We start from the raw sequence: 18,472 nt of genomic DNA on the forward strand, positions 1-18,472 counted from the left end.
GTTATTCGCTCCCGTCTGTTTTCAGGAGCTCATCGCTGCGTATTGTGCCTTTTTCGCTTTCGATGGTGGTGAGGTATTGCGGCTGTTCCCAGGCGCCACCGGCGAAGCCTTTGCACAGGCTACTGGGTTCCAAATAGCTTTTGACGAAGTCTTTGCCGTCCCATTGGTAGGTAATGATGCTCCAGCAGTCGCCAATTCCACGGGTTTTTTGGCTGCCATGCAGGACGCCGGTTTTTTCGTCGTAGCTGTTCAGGCGGTTGTCGTAGGTTTTTTCGATGGTTTTCAGGTCGCGGCTGACGAGGGTGTAGAGGAGGCCTACGTTGTAGGCGCTAAACCAGCACGGGCTTTCGCTCAGGTAGTGTTTGTCGTCCAGCGGGTAGAGGGTGATGACGGCGTTTTCGCTGTCAATGCCGCGCTCTGCATCATGCGGGCAACGGTCGAAGTGGTCGTCTTTTTCGCTGAGGTTGAGGTATTCGTCTTCGCTGATGTAGTGCGCGGCGAGCAGTTTTTTCATGGTTGCAAAGTCGGCATCGCTTTTTTTCAGTTCGCGCGGGGCGTCTTGCGGCGGGGTGACGGCTTTGATGACGGGCAGCGCGTCAGGGGAGAGGACGGCGTTTTCGTTGTTGCCGCGTTTGATGAGGGCGGAGGCGGTATCCACGCGCTCCTGGAAGTCGTCCATTTTCAGCAGGACGGCGTTGGCGCCAACGGTGGAGAGTCGCCATTGTGTTTTTTTGGCGTTTTCGCGGAAGGTGATTTTGCTGTTTTTTTTCTGTACGGCGGCAAGCAGCGCCCCGGTTTGTGCCTGGTCGAGGCTGGCGCTGCCGTCGTCTTTCAGGGTAATGTTGGCGACGCTTTTGCCGTCTATTTGCATTTCTACTTGTGCCGGGGCGCTTTCAGAGTTGGCGTCAAGAAGGCTTATGGCGCCTTGCACGCTTTCTTTTTCGCCGGCTTTGCGGGTGAACTGGACGGAGACGGGCGGGTCGTCGCCTTCGTCGCTTTGGTAGCCAGCGGCGCGGCAGGTGCCGCTGTTGTCACAGACGATTTGCCAGTCGCCCTGTTCAAAGTCAATGCCGTCCAGCGCAAATGCGGCGATGGGCGCGGCGAGGAGGAGAGCGAGGGTTTTTTGTTTCATGGTTTTTCCTTTTTTTAGGGTGAATGGATGTCGTGAGAAGGTTGTTGGGTTGGGAGCCGGCGGGCGGTTTGCAGGCTAACCCCACCCCGGGCTTTCATTTTGATGCCGACAGTGGCGTCGCGTAGTAGTTTGCAGATTTTGTATTCGAATCACCCTCCCCAGCAGGGTAAAGCCCACAGCGGGGAGGGACGGGGCTCCCTTGAGAAAGGCGAACGCCTTTCTCAAAAAACCACCGCAAGCGGTGGTTTCTTTTGTGTGAAAGGCGCGGTGGTTATGAACCCTGGATAAATTTGACGAAGGTTTGCAGCAGTCCGGCGTTGATGAGGTCAACGAGGAAGGCACCAACCATCGGTACGATGAGGAAGGCCTTGTGCGACGGGCCGAAGCGTTCGGTGACAGATTGCATATTGGCAACCGCCGTCGGCGTCGCGCCGAGACCGAAGCCGCAGTGGCCGGCGGCGAGGACGGCAGCGTCGTAGTCGCGCCCCATGACGATGTAGGTGACGAAGGTCGCATAAAGTGCCATGACGACGACCTGAACGAAGAGGATGACGGTCACTGGCAGTGCCAACGCGGTCAGTTCCCACAGTTTCAGGTCAAGCAGTGCCATCGCGAGGAAGAGCGAGAGCGAGGCATTGCCGAAGACGTCAATGGCGCGGTCAAACATATTGAATTTGAAGACGTTGGTCAGTACGTTGCGCAGGATGACGCCAAAGGCCAGCGCCCAGACGAATTTCGGCAGGTCAAGAATGGCCAGCACCGGCTTGAAATAGACTTTGTCGATGCCGTCCATGATTTCGGCAAACGCCAGACAGGCGGCAAACATGGCCAGGGTGTCGATGGCGGAATTGGCGGTAATCAGGCGTTTGCGCTCCGGTTTTTCAAACATGTCATTGGTATCGTCGCTGTTGTCGCTGCTGCCGTCATCGAGTTTTTCCAGCGGTTGGCGCTTCATTTTGTTGATGAGGCGGCGGGCAACCGGGCCACCGATAAGGCCACCGGCAACAAGGCCGAAAGTAGCACAGGCAATACCGAGACCGGTCGCGTTGGCAAGGCCGATTTTCTCCAAATCCGGCCCCCAACCGGCGGCGGTACCGTGACCGCCGGTCATGGTGATGGAGCCGGCGACGAGTCCGAGCAGCGGGTTCTGGTCAAGCGCAACGGCAAGGCCAACACCAACGGCATTCTGGATGATGATGAAGATGCCGACGACCACGGCGAAGATAATCAGCGGCAGTCCGCCCGCTTTCAGGCGAGAGAAGTCGGCGCTGAGGCCGATGGAGGAGAAGAAAACCAGCATGAAGGCGTCGCGCAAGGATTTGTCGAAGGCGAAGCTGACGTGGTTGAAGACGTAGAGTGCGTAGATAATGACTGCGGCGACGAGGCCGCCTGCAACCGGCTCGGGGATGTTGAAATCCTGCAAGAAGCGGTATTTGCGTACCAGATAGCGGCCAAAGAGCAGGACGATGCTGGCGATAATCAGCGTGTAGTAGCTGTTGATCGTCCAAGTCGTGATTTCCGTTGTTCCCATGTGTTACCTCTCTGTCAGATGGTGTTAAAGCCGGTTTGCGGCAGGGCATGGTGTGTTTCCTGCCGTAAGGCGGCGGTTCGCGGTGCTTTCGCCCCGGACAGGCAATACTAGCATAGGGTTAATTTCTGTCAAACTTTCCTTCATGCTTTTCCAATGAAAAACGCCCGCATGGTGCGGGCGTTGTGGCGGATGGTTTAGCGCTCGTGCAGCGCCTGTTTCATCCGGGTGATGGGCTTGATCAGGTACTGGAAGACGGATTTTTTGCCAGTCTGAATATCAACGGTAGCGACCATGCCGGGCAGAATGCGCAGTTCCTTGCCGTTTTTGTCGGTCAGTTTGCTGCCTTGGGTTTCGACCAGCACGCGGTAGTAGGACTGGTTGGCATCGAGGTTCAGTTCGCTACGGCGGCGTTCGTCGCTGAGTGTGTCCGGACTAATGAGAGTCACCGTGCCGTCAAGACCGCCATAGATGGCATAGTCGTAGGCAGAAAGTTTGACCGTGGCGTGCAGTCCGGGGTGAACGAAGGCGACGTCTTGCGGGCGAATGTAGGCTTGTACCAGCAGGGTGTCGTCAATGGGGACGACTTCCATGATGTCCTGTCCGGCGTTGATAACGCCGCCGACGGTGGTGATTTTGATGTTGTTGACCACGCCGCGCACCGGTGAGCGGATGTTGGAGCGTTCTACCGGGTCGGCGTGCATGGCGAGGTTTTCCCGTGCCTGTGCCAGTTCGGCTTCGGTGCGTACCAGTTCGTTGTTCGCCTCGGTTTTGTACTGGTTGCGGCGCTCGCTGATTTGTAGCGCCAAATCGGCGGATTCGCGCTGCATTCGCAGCAGTTCGATTTCAGACGACACGCCGCGCTTGACCATCGCCGCGGTGCGACGGATTTGTTCGTCAAGGATGCGTTTGCTTTGTTGCAACCCGGTGACGGCTTCGTCCAGTGCGCGGCGGCGTGCCTTGTAGGCACTGGTTTCGCGGTCGCGCAGCTCTTTGGAGACGCTGGCGGGGAATTTGAGCGGTTCGTCGTAGGCTTCGCTGCGGTAGCGCGCCAGCATCGCTTCGAGGTTCACCACTTTTGCCTCGCTTTCGCGCAAGACGGCTGAGCTGCGGGTGTCGTCAATGGTGACGAGGATGTCGCCCGCCTCTACCAGGTCGCCTTCTTTGACGTGCAATTTGGCGAGGATGCCGGGGTCAAGGCTCTGGATGACTTGCAGACGGCTGCTGGGGATGATGGAGCCCTGGCCGCGCGTGACTTCTTCGAGGTCGCTGTTATACGCCCAGATGACGAAGGCGGTGAGGAAGGCGGTGAGGAAGAAGATGCTCCACCACAGGCCGCGGTGTTTTTCTTCTTGCAGGGCGGCGTTGAGGTCGCTGACGAGTTTCAGGTCTTTTTGCGACAGTTTTTGTTTTTTGTGAAATGCCATGCTGCAGGTCCTTTAGATGGTTTCCTGTTTGCCGTGTCCGGTAGCGGGTGGCTGGTTGCCTGCCACGGCGACGGGCGGGGTGGTCGGGCGTCCGCTCAGGCGGTCGAGTACCGCCTGTTTGGGGCCGTCCATGACGATTTGTCCCTGCTCCATCACGATGATGCGGTCAACCAGCATCAGGATTTGCGGGCGGTGGGTGACGACGATCATGGTGCGGTCGCGTACCCAGTCGGCGAGTGCGCGCAGCACTTGTTGTTCGGTGTTTTGGTCAAGGCCGCTGGTTGGTTCATCCAGCAGTACCACGCGCGGGTTGCGCAGGGTGAGGCGCGCCAGGCTGACGATTTGTTGTTGGCCGCCGGAGAGGCCAGCGCCGTTTTCGCCCAGTTGCATATCCAGTCCGTGCGGGTGTCCCTGTATCAGGCGTTCGAGGCCGAAGCGCTTGAGCGCGTTCAAAAGGATTTCGTCGCTGTAGAAGCCGTCGGAGCGGGCAAGGTCAAGATTTTCGCGCAGGGTACCGAGGAAGAGGCGTGGCGACTGGGCAAGCAGCGCCACTTCGCTGCGCAGGAAGTACGGGTCAATTTGCCTTTCGTCCACGTCGTCCATGCTGACCATGCCCTGCTGCGGTTCGTACAGTCCGGCGGCGAGTTTGAGCAGGGTGGATTTGCCGCTGCCGATACGGCCAAGGATGGCGATTTTTTCGCCTGCCCTGACGTTGAGCGTGAGGTTGTCCAGTACCCGCTTGCCTTTGCCTTCTTTGCCGTAGGTGAAGGAGACGTTTTCAAAGCCGATTTTGCCCTGCGGGTGGTCAAGGGTGATGTATTGGCGGTCGGTGTGGCGTTCGACCGGGCGGCGGGTGATGTTGTTCACCCCTTGCAGGGCGAGGCGCGCCTGCTGGAAGCGTACCGCGAGGCCGGCGATTTGCGCGACCGGGCCGAGGGCACGGCCGGAGAGGATGACGCAGGCGATGAGTGCGCCCATGGTGATGCGCTCATGCACGTTTTCGGCGTGGATGAGGTAGGTGCCATAGACGACGAGGATGACGGTGTTGAGCTGCTGGATGGCGGCGGAGAAGCTGGTGACGAAGTTGCTGATGTCGCGTGTTTTGATGCTGGAAGCGGCGGTTTTGGCGGTGTAGGCATCCCAGCGGCGCTGCGCCCAGCTGAAGGCGTTGTTTACTTTCAGGGTTTCCACGCCTTCGATGGCTTCGACAGCCAGTCCTTGCCGCTGCGAGGATTCGCGCATGGATTCGTTGATGGAGCGCGCCAGCGGGAACTGGGCGAGGATGCCGGCGATGATGACCACCGGGATGATGGTGAGCGGCACCACCGCGAGTTGTCCGGCGACCATGTGCATCACGGTGATGAACAGCAGGAAGAACGGCATATCGACGAAGGCGAGCAGGCTGGCGCTGGTCATGAAGTCGCGCACGGATTCAAAGTCGCGCAGGTTGTTGGCGTAGGAGCCGGAGGAGGCGGGTTTGTCCGACATACGCAGTTGCATCACCCGGCGGAACAGCGCGGCGGAGATGATGAGGTCAGCTTTTTTGCCCGCGATGTCGGTCAGGTGCCCACGAATGAGTTTGGCGAGAAATTCAAAGAAGATGGCGAGCGAGACACCGATGCTCAGCACCCACAGGGTTTCCATGGATTTGTTCGGGATGACGCGGTCATAGACGTTCATCACATAGAGCGAGCTCACCAGTGCAAGGAAGTTGATGAGGAAGGTGGCGATGATGACCTGGTAGTAGTAGCGGCGGAAGCGCCAGATAACCCGCCAGAACCAGCCTTTGGGCAGTTCGTATTCGGGCAGTTCGGAACGGACGTCTTTTGCCGCTTTTGGTTTGATGAACCAGGCGTAGCCGAGGTATTGCGCTTCCAGCTCTGCCGTGGCCAGGCGCTGTTCGCCAATGCCGGCAAATTCGATGACGGCTTCGTTGCCGTCAAGTTTTTTCAGCACCGCCGCTTCGCCGTCGCGCAGCAGTATCACGGCGGGTAATGCCAGTTGCGGGATTTTGCGCAGGGTGCGTTTTTGCAGGTTGTTTTCAAAACCCTGGTGTTTGAGCTCTTCGCCGAGGGCTTTTTGGTTAAAGTCGCCGGCGTCGTCGCGCGGCACGGAGGCGGCCAGGGTGACGCTGGAAACGGGACTGCCGAGCAGGCGGGTTAGCAGACTGATGTGTTCAAGCAAGCTGTTCATGGAATGCCCTTTCCTTCGTTGATGCGGTTATTTTTTGCGGGTTTTGCCCGCTGCGGTCTTGCGTGCGGCGCTGTTTTTGCCCGTGGTCCTGGTTTTGGCGACGCTGCGGCTTTCGCTCTTGATGTTTTCCAGCGGGTGTCCTTCGCTTTCCAGCACCAGTTCGCCGCTGTCGCTGACGCGGACGAAGACTTTTTCCGGGCCGGTGTAAGCTTCGCCGTAGTCTTCCTCGCTCATTTCCGGGGCGCCATTGCCATCCACCGAGGTGAGGGTGAGCGGCGGTGGCGGTTCGCCCTTGCCCTGTTTTTTGCCTTTTTGTTCTTTGGCATCGGGCGAGGCGTCGCCTTTTTTCCGTCCGCCGGATTTGGCGTTCGGGTCGCTGACGTCGGGGATTTTTGCCCATTGGGTCAGGCCGCCGGTGGCGGAGAGGTAATCAAGTTTTGCCTGCATCAGGTCGTATTGTGCCTGTACGCGCAGTTGTTTGACGCTCGCCAGCTCGCTGTAGGCGTTGACCACGTCGAGCAGGGTGCGGGTGGCGATTTTGAACTGGTCTTCGTAGTCCACGACTACTTGTTCCAGCGCTTTTGCCTGCGCTTCGCTGATTTCAATGCGCGACTGGTCTTCACGCATTTGCAGGGCGGCAACTTCGGCGCGCTGGACGAGGCTGTCGTAAATTTGGTCCAGTTTGGCCTGCGCTGCGGCGGCCTGGTGTTTTTGCAGTTCGATGCCGGGCGCGGTCGCCTTGTTAAAGACGTCGGCGCTCATGGTGAGGTACACGGCGGAATCGTCGGTGTTCGCCTGCGCTTTGAGTCCGACGACCGGGTAACGCGAGCGCTCTGCCACTTTCAGCGCCGCCTGGATGCTTTCCAGTTCACGCGCCTGGGCGCGGTAGCTGGGGTGCGCCCGCGCGTCTTCTTCGCTGACGCTGTATTTGTTGAGCAGGTCGGTAATTGGTATATTGGCGAACGGGTCTTTCAGCTCGGATTCGGTCACGGGTGGATCGACGTAACGCGCGAGGCGGCGCAGGGCGAGGCCAAGGGCGCGTTCGTAACTGATGATGGATTCTTGCACCTGGATACGGCGCGCGTCGGCCTGGGTAAATTCGGAGCGGCGGCCGGGGTCGTATTCAAGGATGATGCGCAATTGTTTGACGATGTGTTCGTGACGGGCGAGGTTTTCTTTCGCCACTTTCAGCGATTCGCGTGATTTCAGCGCTTCGAGATAGTCGGAGGCGATTTTGAACGCCAGTTCGTCGGCGGTTTCGCTGGTTTTGTTTTTGTAGTACTGGGTTTTGATGCGGTCGCGTTCGATGCTCGCGCCGGTGGCGCCGAAGTCGTAGAGCTTCCAGTCGGCTTCGAGGCCGGGGGTGAATTTGTATTTGCCGTCGCTGTTCAGGACGGGCTGGTTAACGCCCGCCTTCAGCGTCGGCCAACGACTGGCCTCCGTTTGTTCCAGGGTACTTTGTGCGACGCGCTGGTTCGCTTGCGCTTCGACGATTTGCGGGTCGTGCTCAACTGCGGCACGCAGTATTTGCGGCAGGTCCCTGCCGCTTGCCTGGATTAAAGAAGCTACCGCCACGAAAATCGTGACGGTAGCGGTACGGAGTAGCCGTTTCATGAGGTTCCTGTCAAGTCATCAAAGTAAAGTCCGTTTCATGTCGCCGAGGATTTGCGCCAGCAATGTGGTCATTCTGGCACCCAAGGCTCCATCTATTACACGATGATCATATGACAGGGACATGGGCAACATCAAGCGCGGGGCGAAATCTTTGCCGTTCCACACGGGTTGCATCGCCGAGCGCGAGACGCCAAGTATAGCAACTTCAGGGGCATTGACGATCGGAGTGAAGAATGTTCCACCAATGCCGCCGAGGCTGGAGATGGTCATTGACGCACCTGACATATCTTTCGGAGACAGTTTACCTTCGCGCGCTTTTTTGCTAATAGCGGCGAGGTCGGCGGAGAGGTCGTAGATGCCTTTTTGGTCCACGTCGCGGATGACCGGGACGACGAGGCCGTTCGGGGTATCAACCGCGATGCCGATGTTGTAGTACTTCTTCAGAATCAGCGCCTTGCCGTCCGGTGAGAGCGAGGAGTTGAAGCGCGGCAGCTCTTTCAGCGCGCTGGTTAGCGCTTTCATCAGGAATGCCAGCATGGTGACGCGCACGCCGCGTTTTTCCGCCTCTGTCTTGAGCGAGACGCGGAAGGCTTCGAGGTCGGTGATGTCAGCGTAGTCGTGTTGGGTGACGTGCGGGATGTTGAGCCAGCAGCGGGTCATTGCCACGCCGGTCAAGACGTTGATGCGTGACAGCGGCTGTTCTTCGATTTCGCCAAACTGGCTGAAGTCCACCGCCGGAATCGGCGGGATGCCGCCCATGCCTTGCGGTGCCACGCCGCTGCTAATGCCACCCTTGCCGCCTGCAACCGCGGCAACGCCGCCGCTGGTGAGCAGGGTTTTGACGAAGGCGCGCAGGTCGCTTTCGAGGACGCGGCCAAGGCGGCCACTGCCCGGTACTTTGCCGAGGTCAATGCCCATTTCGCGCGCGATGCGGCGGATGGACGGGCTGGCGTGGGCGGTGGCGAAGCCCGCTTCGTCAATTTGCGGGTTGGCGACGGGTGCCGGTATGGCGGCAACCGCTGCGGGCGCAGCAGCAGGTGCTGGTGCTGGCGCCGGGGCGGCTTTCGGTGCTTCGGCAACCGGGGCAGGGGCGGCAACAGTAGCGGGCGCTGCGCCAGCGGCACTGCTCAGGGTGGCGATGAGGTCGCCTTGTTTGACCTTGTCGCCGACTTTGATGGCGACGCTGTCAACGGTACCGGCGGCTTCTGCCGGGACTTCCATCGAGGCTTTGTCGGATTCAAGCACGATGACGGACTGGCCATTTTCGACGCTGTCGCCCGCCTTGATGAGGACTTCGATGACGTCCACCGCATCGAAATCGCCAATGTCGGGGACGCGGAGGTCGGTTTTGGCAGCGCCTGCGGCGGGGGCGGCAGCCGCTGCTTTCGGGACTTCTGCCACAGCTGCGGGCGCGGCGGCAGGGGCGGCAGCGGCACCGCTCAGGGTAGCGATGAGGTCGCCCTGTTTGACTTTGTCGCCGACCTTGATGGCGACGCTGGCAACCGTCCCGGCGATTTCTGCCGGGACTTCCATGGAGGCTTTGTCGGATTCCAGCACGATCACAGACTGGCCGTTTTCGACGCTGTCGCCCGGTTTGATCAGGACTTCGATGACATCAACTGCATCAAAATCACCAATGTCGGGTACGCGGATTTCATTGCTCATTATTCAGTATCCTGTTTTTGAATGTGTTAGACGTGTGGCTTAGCGGTACAGCGGGTACTTGCCTTCGGTATCAATGCCGTATTTTTCAATCGCTTTTTGTACGTCAGCGGCGCTGGCCTTGCCTTGGTCGGCGAGTGATTTCAGGGCGGCGACGACGACGTGATAGCGGTTCACTTCAAAGTGGCGGCGCAGCGCTTCGCGCGTGTCGGAGCGGCCAAAGCCGTCGGTGCCGAGGACGAGCATATCGCGCTCTTTCGGCAGGTAGGCGCGGATTTGGTCGGGGTAGGCGCGGATGTAGTCGGTGGAGACGACAATCGGGCCTTCCTTGCCTGCAAGCACTTCGTTCAGGTAGGCGGTGCGCGGCTTGCCGGTGGGGTGCAGGCGGTTGTAACGCTCGACGTCTGCCGCTTCGCGGGCGAGCAGGGTGAAGGAGGTCGCGCTCCAAACGTCGGAACCGATGCCCCATTCGTCGGCGAGCAGTTTTGCGCCGGCGATGACTTCCTGCAGGATGGAACCGGAGCCCATCAGCTGGACATGGCCTTTGCTGCCCTTGTGTTCGCCGATTTGGTGCAGCCCTTTGAGGATGCCGTGTTCGCTGCCTTCCGGCATTTCCGGGTGGGCGTAGTTTTCGTTGAGCAGCGTCATGTAGTAGTACACGTCTTCGTGCTCGGTGTACATCCGGCGGATGCCTTCGCGCACGATGACCGCGACTTCATAGGCAAAGGTCGGGTCGTAGGGGATGCAGTTCGGAATCAGCGCCGCCTGCATATGGCTGTGGCCGTCTTCGTGTTGCAGGCCTTCGCCGTTCAGCGTGGTGCGGCCTGCGGTACCGCCGAGGAGGAAGCCGCGTGCGCGCTGGTCGCCTGCTGCCCAGGCAAAATCGCCGAAGCGCTGGAAGCCGAACATGGAGTAGTAGATGAGGAAAGGAATCATCGCCACGCCGTTGACGCTGTAGGAGGTGGCGGCGGCGATCCAGTCGCACATTGCGCCTGCTTCGTTGATGCCTTCCTGCAGGATTTGCCCGTCGGCGGCTTCCTTGTAAAACATCAATTGGTCGGCGTCAGACGGCGTATATTGCTGGCCGAGCGGGTTCCAGATGCCGTACTGGCGGAACATCCCTTCCATGCCGAAGGTGCGGAATTCGTCCGGCACAATCGGCACGATGTGCTTGCCGAGCGCCTTGTCTTTCATCAGGGCGCCGAGGACGCGGACGAACGCCATCGTGGTGGAGATTTCGCGGCCTTCCTTGGTGGCGGCGGTGATGGAGGCGAAGGATTCCAGCGACGGCGCGGGCAATGAGGCGGCGCGGTCGTGGCGCTCCGGCAGGAAGCCTTGCAGCTTCTCGCGGCGTTCCAGCAGATAATTCTGCTCCGGCGAACCTTCGGGGAATTTCAAATATTCCACCTTTTCCACCTGTTCATGCGTCAGCGGCAGGTTGAAGCGGTCGCGGAAGGCGAGTAACTGTTGCAAATCCATCTTTTTGGATTGGTGCGCGACGTTTTGCGATTCGGCAGAACCGCCCATCGCCCAGCCCTTGACGGTGTGCATCAGAATCAGCGTCGGCACGCTGCTTTCCTGCGCGGCCTTGTAAGCGGCGAAGACCTTGAGCGGGTCGTGGCCGCCGCGTTGCAAATCCCAGATTTCCTCGTCGGTCATGTCGGCAACCAGCGCCTTCAGCTCCAGCGAATTGAAGAAATGATCGCGGATATAGGCACCGTTCTTGGATTTGTACGTCTGATAATCGCCGTCGTTGACCTCCATCATCCGCTTGCGCAGCACGCCATCGACATCGCGGGCAAAGAGCTTGTCCCACTTGCTGTCCCACATGACTTTAATAACATTCCAGCCGGCGCCACGGAACTCGCCTTCCAGCTCCTGCACAATCTTGCCGCTGCCGCGAACCGGGCCGTCGAGGCGTTGCAGGTTGCAGTTGACGACGAACACCAGATTGTTCAGATGCTCGCGTGCGGCGAGGCCGATTTGCCCACGGGACTCCGGTTCGTCCATCTCGCCGTCGCCGAGGAATGCCCAGACCTTGCGCCCGGTGTTCTTGATCAGGCCACGGCTTTCCAGATAACGCATGAAGCGCGCCTGATAGAGCGCCATCATCGGGCCGAGACCCATCGAAACCGTCGGGAACTGCCAAAAATGCGGCATCAGCCACGGGTGCGGGTAAGACGACAAGCCATTGCCGCCCACTTCCTGACGATAATTATCGAGCTGCTCCTCGGTCAAGCGGCCTTCAAGGAAGGCGCGGGCGTACATCCCCGGCGCGCAGTGCCCCTGGAAGAAGACCAAATCGCCGCCCTGCTCGCCGTCCTGACCGTGCCAGAAGTGGTTCTGCCCGACTTCATACATCACCGCAGAGGATGCAAAACTGGCGATGTGGCCGCCAACATTGGTGTGCTTGCCGGCGCGGATGACCATCGCCAGCGCATTCCAGCGCACATAAGCCTCAATGCGTTTCTCCAGCTCCAGATTGCCGGGATACGACGGCTGGCGCTCCACCGGGATAGTGTTGTAATACGGCGTGGTGAAGCCGCTTTCAAAGCCGAGACCGTCGCGCGCGGCCTGGTCGAGCAGCGTTTCCAGAATGAAATGCGCGCGTTCCTCGCCTTCCTCGCGCAGCACGCTGGCAAGCGCTGCCAGCCATTCGCGGGTTTCTTGCGGGTCAATATCTTTGTTCATCTCTTAGTTGCCTCCAAAAAATTCAAAATTAACCATGCGCAACGGGGCGCAGAAGCGGCGCGAATTGTAGCACGCCCGCCCTTTCCCCGCACGGGTGGCGAAAAAGCGCGTCAAAAAAACCGTTTGATAACATCGAGCTATCTCATAACCCCACGCAACAATAAGCGCTGACGATAGCCGATGCAGGCAAACAAAAACCGCACGACGGGAAGCGGCGCCGCGCGGTTTCGTATGTGCGGTGATGGGTTGTCGGTGGTGAAACAAGCACTGCCCAATCCGACCTGCCCGCAACAAGTTATGTTGCTGGCGGCGCGGACAGAAGGCGTGAAAGTGACGGGCGTTGTTGGCGGCACGCTCGGCCTGAAAGACGCTACCGACTGCAAGACGTTGCCAGATAAAATACTTGCCGACAGTGATATCCGCACCGTAACTGTGTTGACCACGCTGGTGTACGGCAATGGTCATAGTGACAACATATAGCGCTTTGTGCCGCTGTTAAAAGGTTTTGAGCTGTTCTCCGCCAAATTCAAACCCGTGCGCGCAGAAGACATGGGGCGGGAAATGGTGAACAGGTTGGTCAAGGTGGCCTGAAAACTGGATTTGTCGTATGAAATGCCGTCTGAAAGACATCTTTTCAGACGGCATTTTGTGGGTTCAGACTGCCTTGCATATGCGGCATATAGGTGGAGTAACCCGTAGGCTGCTATCATTATTGCAGTTTTTAACACAAACAATCCAAAGTACAACATGGCTAAATCCCCGAAAAAAAGCAAAATTGACGACATTTCGCTGGAAAGCGTGATGATGAACTGCCGCAACGCCCTGCGCGGCAAAGTGGGTGGCAACGAGAAAAACCGAGATACCGTGATGGGCTTGGTGTTTTTAAAATTTGTCGGCGACAAATTCGCCGCGCGGCGAGCCGAGATTATGGCGCAGCATGGTGAGATGGTGGAGGCGCACCCTGAATTTTTGGAAAACGAAGCGTTTTATCGCAGCGAAAACGTGTTTTACCTGCCCGAGCATTCGCGCTGGCAGTATTTGGTGGAAAACGCCTCTGCCGACGATATTGCCGTGAAAATCGATGCGGCGATGAAAGAAATCGAAGAGCGCAATCCGCCGCTCAAAGGCGCGCTGCCGCAGAATTTTTACAGTGGCTTGGGGCTGAAAAACAAAGAAATCAAAAGCCTCATCGACGAAATCAGCAAGCTCGACAACCAGCGTTTCCACGAACCCGACCTGATTGGGCGGGTGCAGGAATACTTTTTGCAAGTGTTCGCCATCGATTCGGGCGTAGGCGCGGAAAAAGGCGAGTTTTACACCCCGAGCAGCATTGTGGAACTCATCGCCGAGCTGATCGAGCCATACAGCGGCACGGTCTATGACCCCTGCTGCGGCACAGGCGGCATGTTTGTGCAATCAATGAAATTTGTAGAAAACCACCAAGGCAACCGCAAAAACATCTCCATCATCGGGCAGGAAAGCAACCCCGACACCTGGCGGCTGGCAAAAATGAATCTCGCCCTGCGCGGCATCGCCCACGATTTGGGCGAAAGCAGCGAATCCACCTTTTTGCACGACCAACACCCCGACCGCAAAGTGGATTTCATTATGGCAAACCCGCCGTTCAACCTGAAAAACTGGCGTGAAGCCGACCAGCTTACCGACGACGCACGCTGGGAAGGCTACGCCGTGCCGCCCAAATCCAACGCCAACTACGCTTGGATACTGCATATGCTCAACAAGCTCGACGAAACCCGAGGCATCGCAGGCTTTCTGCTGGCAAACGGCGCACTCAACGCCGGCGGCGACAGCCCCGACACCGACCCCGAATACGCCGTGCGCAAACAGCTTTTGCAAAACGACAAAATCGAAGCCATCATCGTCTTGCCGCGCGAAATGTTTTACTCCACCGATATTTCGGTAACCCTGTGGATTGTCGCCAACAACAAAGGCGCGCGCGAGCTCAACGGACGGCAACTGCGCAGCCGCAAAAATGAAGTCTTGTTTATGGATTTGCGCACGCTCAATCAAAACCTTTACGAGAAAAAATACGTCAAACTCGATTCAGACGGCATCGCCCGTGTGCGCGAAACTTATTTCAACTGGCAGACAGGCGAAGGCTACGCCGACATTCCCGAATTTTGCCAATCCGCCACGCTGGACGACATCAAAGACAAAAACTACTCGCTCGCGCCCAGCCAGTATATTGAATTTGTGGACAGGGATTTGGGCATAGACTACCAAGCCGAAATGGCGCGCATTCAAGCCGAAATGGGCGAAGTGCTGGCAGAAGAAAAACGTACGCAGGCAATGTTGGAAATGGCGTTTGCGAATTTTAATTTCGCCCAAAGCCAGCAGCAGAAAGTAGAAATTAGATTGGGTGATTGGATTGAGCAGCATATTGAAGCCTGCAATATAAAAAATTTGACTGCTGACGACGTGTCGGGTATTAACCGTGATAAAGAATTTTTCTCGCCAGCCAAACAGGTCGGCACAGACACCAGTAAATACAAAATCGTACCACCCAAACATTTTGCCTGTAATTTGATGCACGTCGGGCGGGACATTGTGTTGCCGATTTCATTGAACACCACCGACGAAAACAAAATCGTCAGCCCGGCTTACACCGTGTTCAAAATTAAAGACGAAAGCGTGCTGTTGGGCGAGTTCTTTTTTATGTGGCTTAAATCTGATGAAAAAGACCGCTTTTTTTGGCTGTTTACTGATAGCTCTGTGCGAGACGGCTTGGCGTGGGACGATTTTTGCAATATCCGCCTTACACTGCCGCCCATTGATATACAGCGTAAATATACCGCAATGTATCAAGCTATGTTGGCAAACTTGCGTGCATATGAACGCATAAAACAGCAAACTAACCAAATTTGCCCAATACTGGTACGGTGTGCAGTAGAAGAGACAGTCTGAAAAGCCCAAAGCCGCCCAAAAGCGCGGTATGTTTTTTAAAAATTTTCAGGTAGTCCCAAAGCCCTAAAATAAGGAAAAAGGGGCGGGGCAAAATAGTTGGTAAAACCCAAAGCCGATGCCGTCTGAACAAACAAAATCCAAAGGAGCAAGCTATGTTGCCGTTTTATGAAAGCCAGTTGGAAGAAGCCGTGATTGCGCTGCTGGAAGAATCGGGCTGGGATTACACGCCTGCCGCCGATTTGCCTCGCACCGACCACCGCCAGGTGCTGCTGGAAGCGGATTTGCACGCTTTTTTGCGCCGCCGTTATGCCGATTTGAACCTTACGCCGTCTGAAATCGCCCGCATCACCGCCCAGCTCGCCCATATTCCTGTCACGCCGCTTTATGCGGGCAGCAAACAGGTTTTCAGGCTGCTGACCGAGGGGTTGACCCTGCAACGGGACAATACCGCCCTGCCTGCGGCGCATCTTTATCTGCTCGATTTTGATTGTGTTGAAAACAATATCTTTCGGGCGGTAAACCAGTTTCACGTGGTGGGCAGCCGCGAGCGCATTCCCGATGTGTTGCTGTTTGTCAACGGCATTCCTGTGGTGCTGGCGGAGCTCAAAAGCACAATAGACGAGCAAGAGTCGGTGTTTAACGCTTGGGAGCAAATCCATATCCGCTACCGCCGCGATATTCCCGAGCTGCTCAAATACACGCTGTTGAGCGTCATCAGCGATGGGGCGGTGAGCAAATTGGGCACGGTGTTTACGCCCTTTGGTTTTTATTACAGTTGGAACAGGGCAGACGATGTTCAGACGACCTCCAATGCCGATAATTTGGCAACGCTGGTAAAAGGCGCGCTTTGCCCTGCAAGGCTGTTGGCGATACTGCGTGATTTTATTTATTACCCCGACCAAAGCGACAATGAAACGGTCATCGCCTGCCGCTATCCGCAGTTTTTCGCCGCCAATAAAATGTTTGCCCATATCGCTGCGCATTTGCGCCCCGAGGGCGACGGCAAGGGCGGCACGTATTTTGGGGCAACGGGCTGCGGCAAAACTTATACGATGTTATACCTTGCCCGATTGCTAATCCGCCGCAATCAGGCGGTGTTTAAAAACCCGACGGTGATCATCATTACCGACCGTGAGGATTTGGACAGCCAAACGGCAAAAATCTTTACCAATGCCAAAACCTTTTTGGGCGAGGAAGATGTCATCGGCATTGAATCTCGGCAGGATTTGGCAAACCGCTTAAAAGCCAAACCCAGCGGCGGCGTGTATCTCACGACGATTCAAAAATTCTCTGAAAATATCGGGCTGCTTTCCGAACGCAGCAACATCATTTGTATTTCGGACGAGGCGCACCGCACGCAAACGGGCGTGGACGGCAAAATGGTGCTGGACGAGACTGGGGCAAGCGTGAAATACGGTTTTGCCAAATATCTGCGCGACAGTTTCCCCAACGCTACTTACGCTGGCTTTACCGGCACGCCGATTGATGAAACGCTGGCGGTGTTCGGCGGCGTGGTGGACAAATACACGATGAAGCAGGCGAGCGACGACGGCATTACGGTGCGCATTGCCTATGAGCCGAGACTGGCGAGGGTGTTGCTTTCAGAGGGCAAAGTCAAAGAAATCGATGCGTTTTATCAGGCGTGCGAAAACGAGGGGGCGAGCGAGGAAGCCATTGAGCAAAGCAAACGGCAAATGAGCCAAATGCGCCAAATTCTCGCCCACCCCGATCGCTTGAAACTGCTGGCGGCGGATATGGTGGCGCATTATGAAACGCTGTGTGCCGCCAATCCTGCGGTGGTAAAAAAGGCGATGATTGTGTGCGCCGACCGTGAAATTGCGTTTGCGCTGCTCAAAGAGATTGTGGCGATTCGCCCTGATTGGGCTGTGCCAAAGCAGGGGGCAGACGACAAATCTGCCCCGATTGAGAAAATCAGGCTGGTCGCCACCCGCAGCGAAAACGATGCCCCCGAGCTGTATCAGGCGTGCGGCACAAAAGAATACCGTAAAGAGCAGGATCGGCAGTTTAAAAACACAGGGTCTAATTTCCAAATCGCCGTGGTGGTGGATATGTGGATTACGGGCTTTGACGTGCCGAGTCTGGCGGCGATGTATATCGACAAGCCGCTGCAAAAGCACACGCTGATTCAAACCATTTCGCGCGTAAACCGCAATTTTGATGGCAAAACACAAGGCTTGGTGGTGGATTACATCGGTATCCGCGATGCAATGCTGAAAGCGGTGAAAATGTACGGCGATGATGACAAATCGCCCGTGGACAATATTCAGGAAGCCTTAGCGGTACTACGCAATCATGTGGCTCTATTGGGTAACATCACGCACGGCTTTAACGCTGATAAGTTTTACCACGGCAGACCGCTCGAACGCCTGCGTTGCCTAAATCTAGCAGCAGAATGGGTGCAGCAGAAAAAAGATATCGAAGACCGCTATATGGGTTTGAGCAAACGGCTCAAATCGGCGTATGAGATTGTCAGCCCCAGCGGCGAATTGAGCGATGACGAGATTTTGAAATGCCAGTTTTATTTGTCGGTGCGCGCGATTATTTACAAACAGCGACTGGGCGGCGGCGATGTGCCGACCACCGAACAAATGAATGAAGCCGTGAGCAAAATGGTGGCGGAGGCGATTACCTCCACAGGCGTGGAAAACATCATCGACCACGAGGGGGCGGAAGTGTTGTTTGATGAGGATTTTGAGAAAGCCTTGGCAGAGATTGATTTGCCCGCTTCCAAATTCCAAGCCCTGCTGGCTCTTTTGAAAAAAGCCATCGGCGAATACGGCAAAACCAATAAAGTCAAAAGCGTAGAATTTGAACAGCGGATGAAAAAGGTGGTGGAACGCTACAACAGCCGAGACAATCTGGCGTTTGTGAATGAAGTGGTGGGCGACTTTATCAACAGCCTATCGGACGAGATTTTATCGCTGCTCAAAGAGTTGCAAGCCGACCAAGCCTCGTTTGCCGAGCTGGGCATCAGCATTGAAGAAAAGGCGTTTTATGATATTTTGGTGAGCGTACGCGACAAACACCAATTTACCTACGCCGACGAAAAATGCGTTGTCCTCGCCCAAAAAATCAAAGCTTTGGTGGACGACAACACCAAATTTCCCAACTGGGCAATGCGCGACGACATCAAAAGCAAGCTCAATATGGAGCTGGTGATTCTGCTTTACCAAAACGGCTACCCGCCCGAATGGAACGACGAAGTATTTGAAAAAGTGCTGGCGCAAACGGAGAATTTTAAAAGATTTCACTGAAAGCGAAACAGCAAGGCGACCTGAA

At 56.8% G+C, this 18,472-nt stretch carries 10 protein-coding genes; 3 read left to right on the forward strand and 7 right to left on the reverse strand.

Annotated elements, in window-relative coordinates; translation table 11 throughout:
- Window position 1: 1 nt before the first annotated feature.
- The 7 genes from ACO54Z_RS09115 to aceE all read right to left on the reverse strand — a co-directional run bounded on the left by ACO54Z_RS09115 (window position 2) and on the right by aceE (window position 12,247).
- Entirely contained in the window at window positions 2-1,132 is a 1,131-nt protein-coding gene (locus tag ACO54Z_RS09115; protein WP_485996724.1) for a DUF1176 domain-containing protein, read from the reverse strand.
- Between the two features lie 271 nt (window positions 1,133-1,403).
- Window positions 1,404-2,663, reverse strand: coding sequence for a sodium/glutamate symporter (gene gltS / locus ACO54Z_RS09120; protein WP_485996725.1), 1,260 nt, complete (start codon window positions 2,661-2,663; stop codon window positions 1,404-1,406).
- 194 nt (window positions 2,664-2,857) lie between these two features.
- On the reverse strand, window positions 2,858-4,087 hold the full coding sequence (locus ACO54Z_RS09125; RefSeq protein ID WP_485996726.1) for an HlyD family type I secretion periplasmic adaptor subunit: 1,230 nt from the start codon (window positions 4,085-4,087) through the stop codon (window positions 2,858-2,860).
- A 12-nt stretch (window positions 4,088-4,099) separates the two neighbouring features.
- Complete coding sequence (locus ACO54Z_RS09130) at window positions 4,100-6,280, reverse strand: type I secretion system permease/ATPase (RefSeq protein ID WP_485996727.1); 2,181 nt, start codon at window positions 6,278-6,280, stop codon at window positions 4,100-4,102.
- 27 nt (window positions 6,281-6,307) lie between these two features.
- Window positions 6,308-7,894: a TolC family protein gene (locus tag ACO54Z_RS09135; protein WP_485996728.1), complete on the reverse strand. Its 1,587-nt coding sequence runs from the start codon at window positions 7,892-7,894 to the stop codon at window positions 6,308-6,310.
- Between the two features lie 18 nt (window positions 7,895-7,912).
- Window positions 7,913-9,559: a dihydrolipoyllysine-residue acetyltransferase gene (aceF, locus tag ACO54Z_RS09140; protein ID WP_485996729.1), complete on the reverse strand. Its 1,647-nt coding sequence runs from the start codon at window positions 9,557-9,559 to the stop codon at window positions 7,913-7,915.
- Window positions 9,560-9,598: 39 nt separating this feature from the next.
- Window positions 9,599-12,247 (reverse strand): pyruvate dehydrogenase (acetyl-transferring), homodimeric type, encoded by a 2,649-nt coding sequence (aceE, locus tag ACO54Z_RS09145; RefSeq protein WP_485996730.1) that lies wholly within the window; start codon window positions 12,245-12,247, stop codon window positions 9,599-9,601.
- 180 nt (window positions 12,248-12,427) lie between these two features.
- Here aceE and ACO54Z_RS09150 point away from each other — a divergent pair, with 180 nt between their 5' ends.
- From ACO54Z_RS09150 to ACO54Z_RS09160, 3 genes are all read left to right on the forward strand, one after another.
- Window positions 12,428-12,727, forward strand: a complete 300-nt coding sequence (locus ACO54Z_RS09150; RefSeq protein ID WP_485996731.1) for a hypothetical protein — start codon at window positions 12,428-12,430, stop codon at window positions 12,725-12,727.
- A 267-nt stretch (window positions 12,728-12,994) separates the two neighbouring features.
- Complete coding sequence (locus ACO54Z_RS09155; RefSeq protein ID WP_485996732.1) at window positions 12,995-15,172, forward strand: type I restriction-modification system subunit M; 2,178 nt, start codon at window positions 12,995-12,997, stop codon at window positions 15,170-15,172.
- Between the two features lie 152 nt (window positions 15,173-15,324).
- Complete coding sequence (locus tag ACO54Z_RS09160; protein ID WP_485996733.1) at window positions 15,325-18,447, forward strand: type I restriction endonuclease subunit R; 3,123 nt, start codon at window positions 15,325-15,327, stop codon at window positions 18,445-18,447.
- Window positions 18,448-18,472 lie beyond the last annotated feature (25 nt).

The organism is Cardiobacterium sp. (assembly GCF_057314735.1).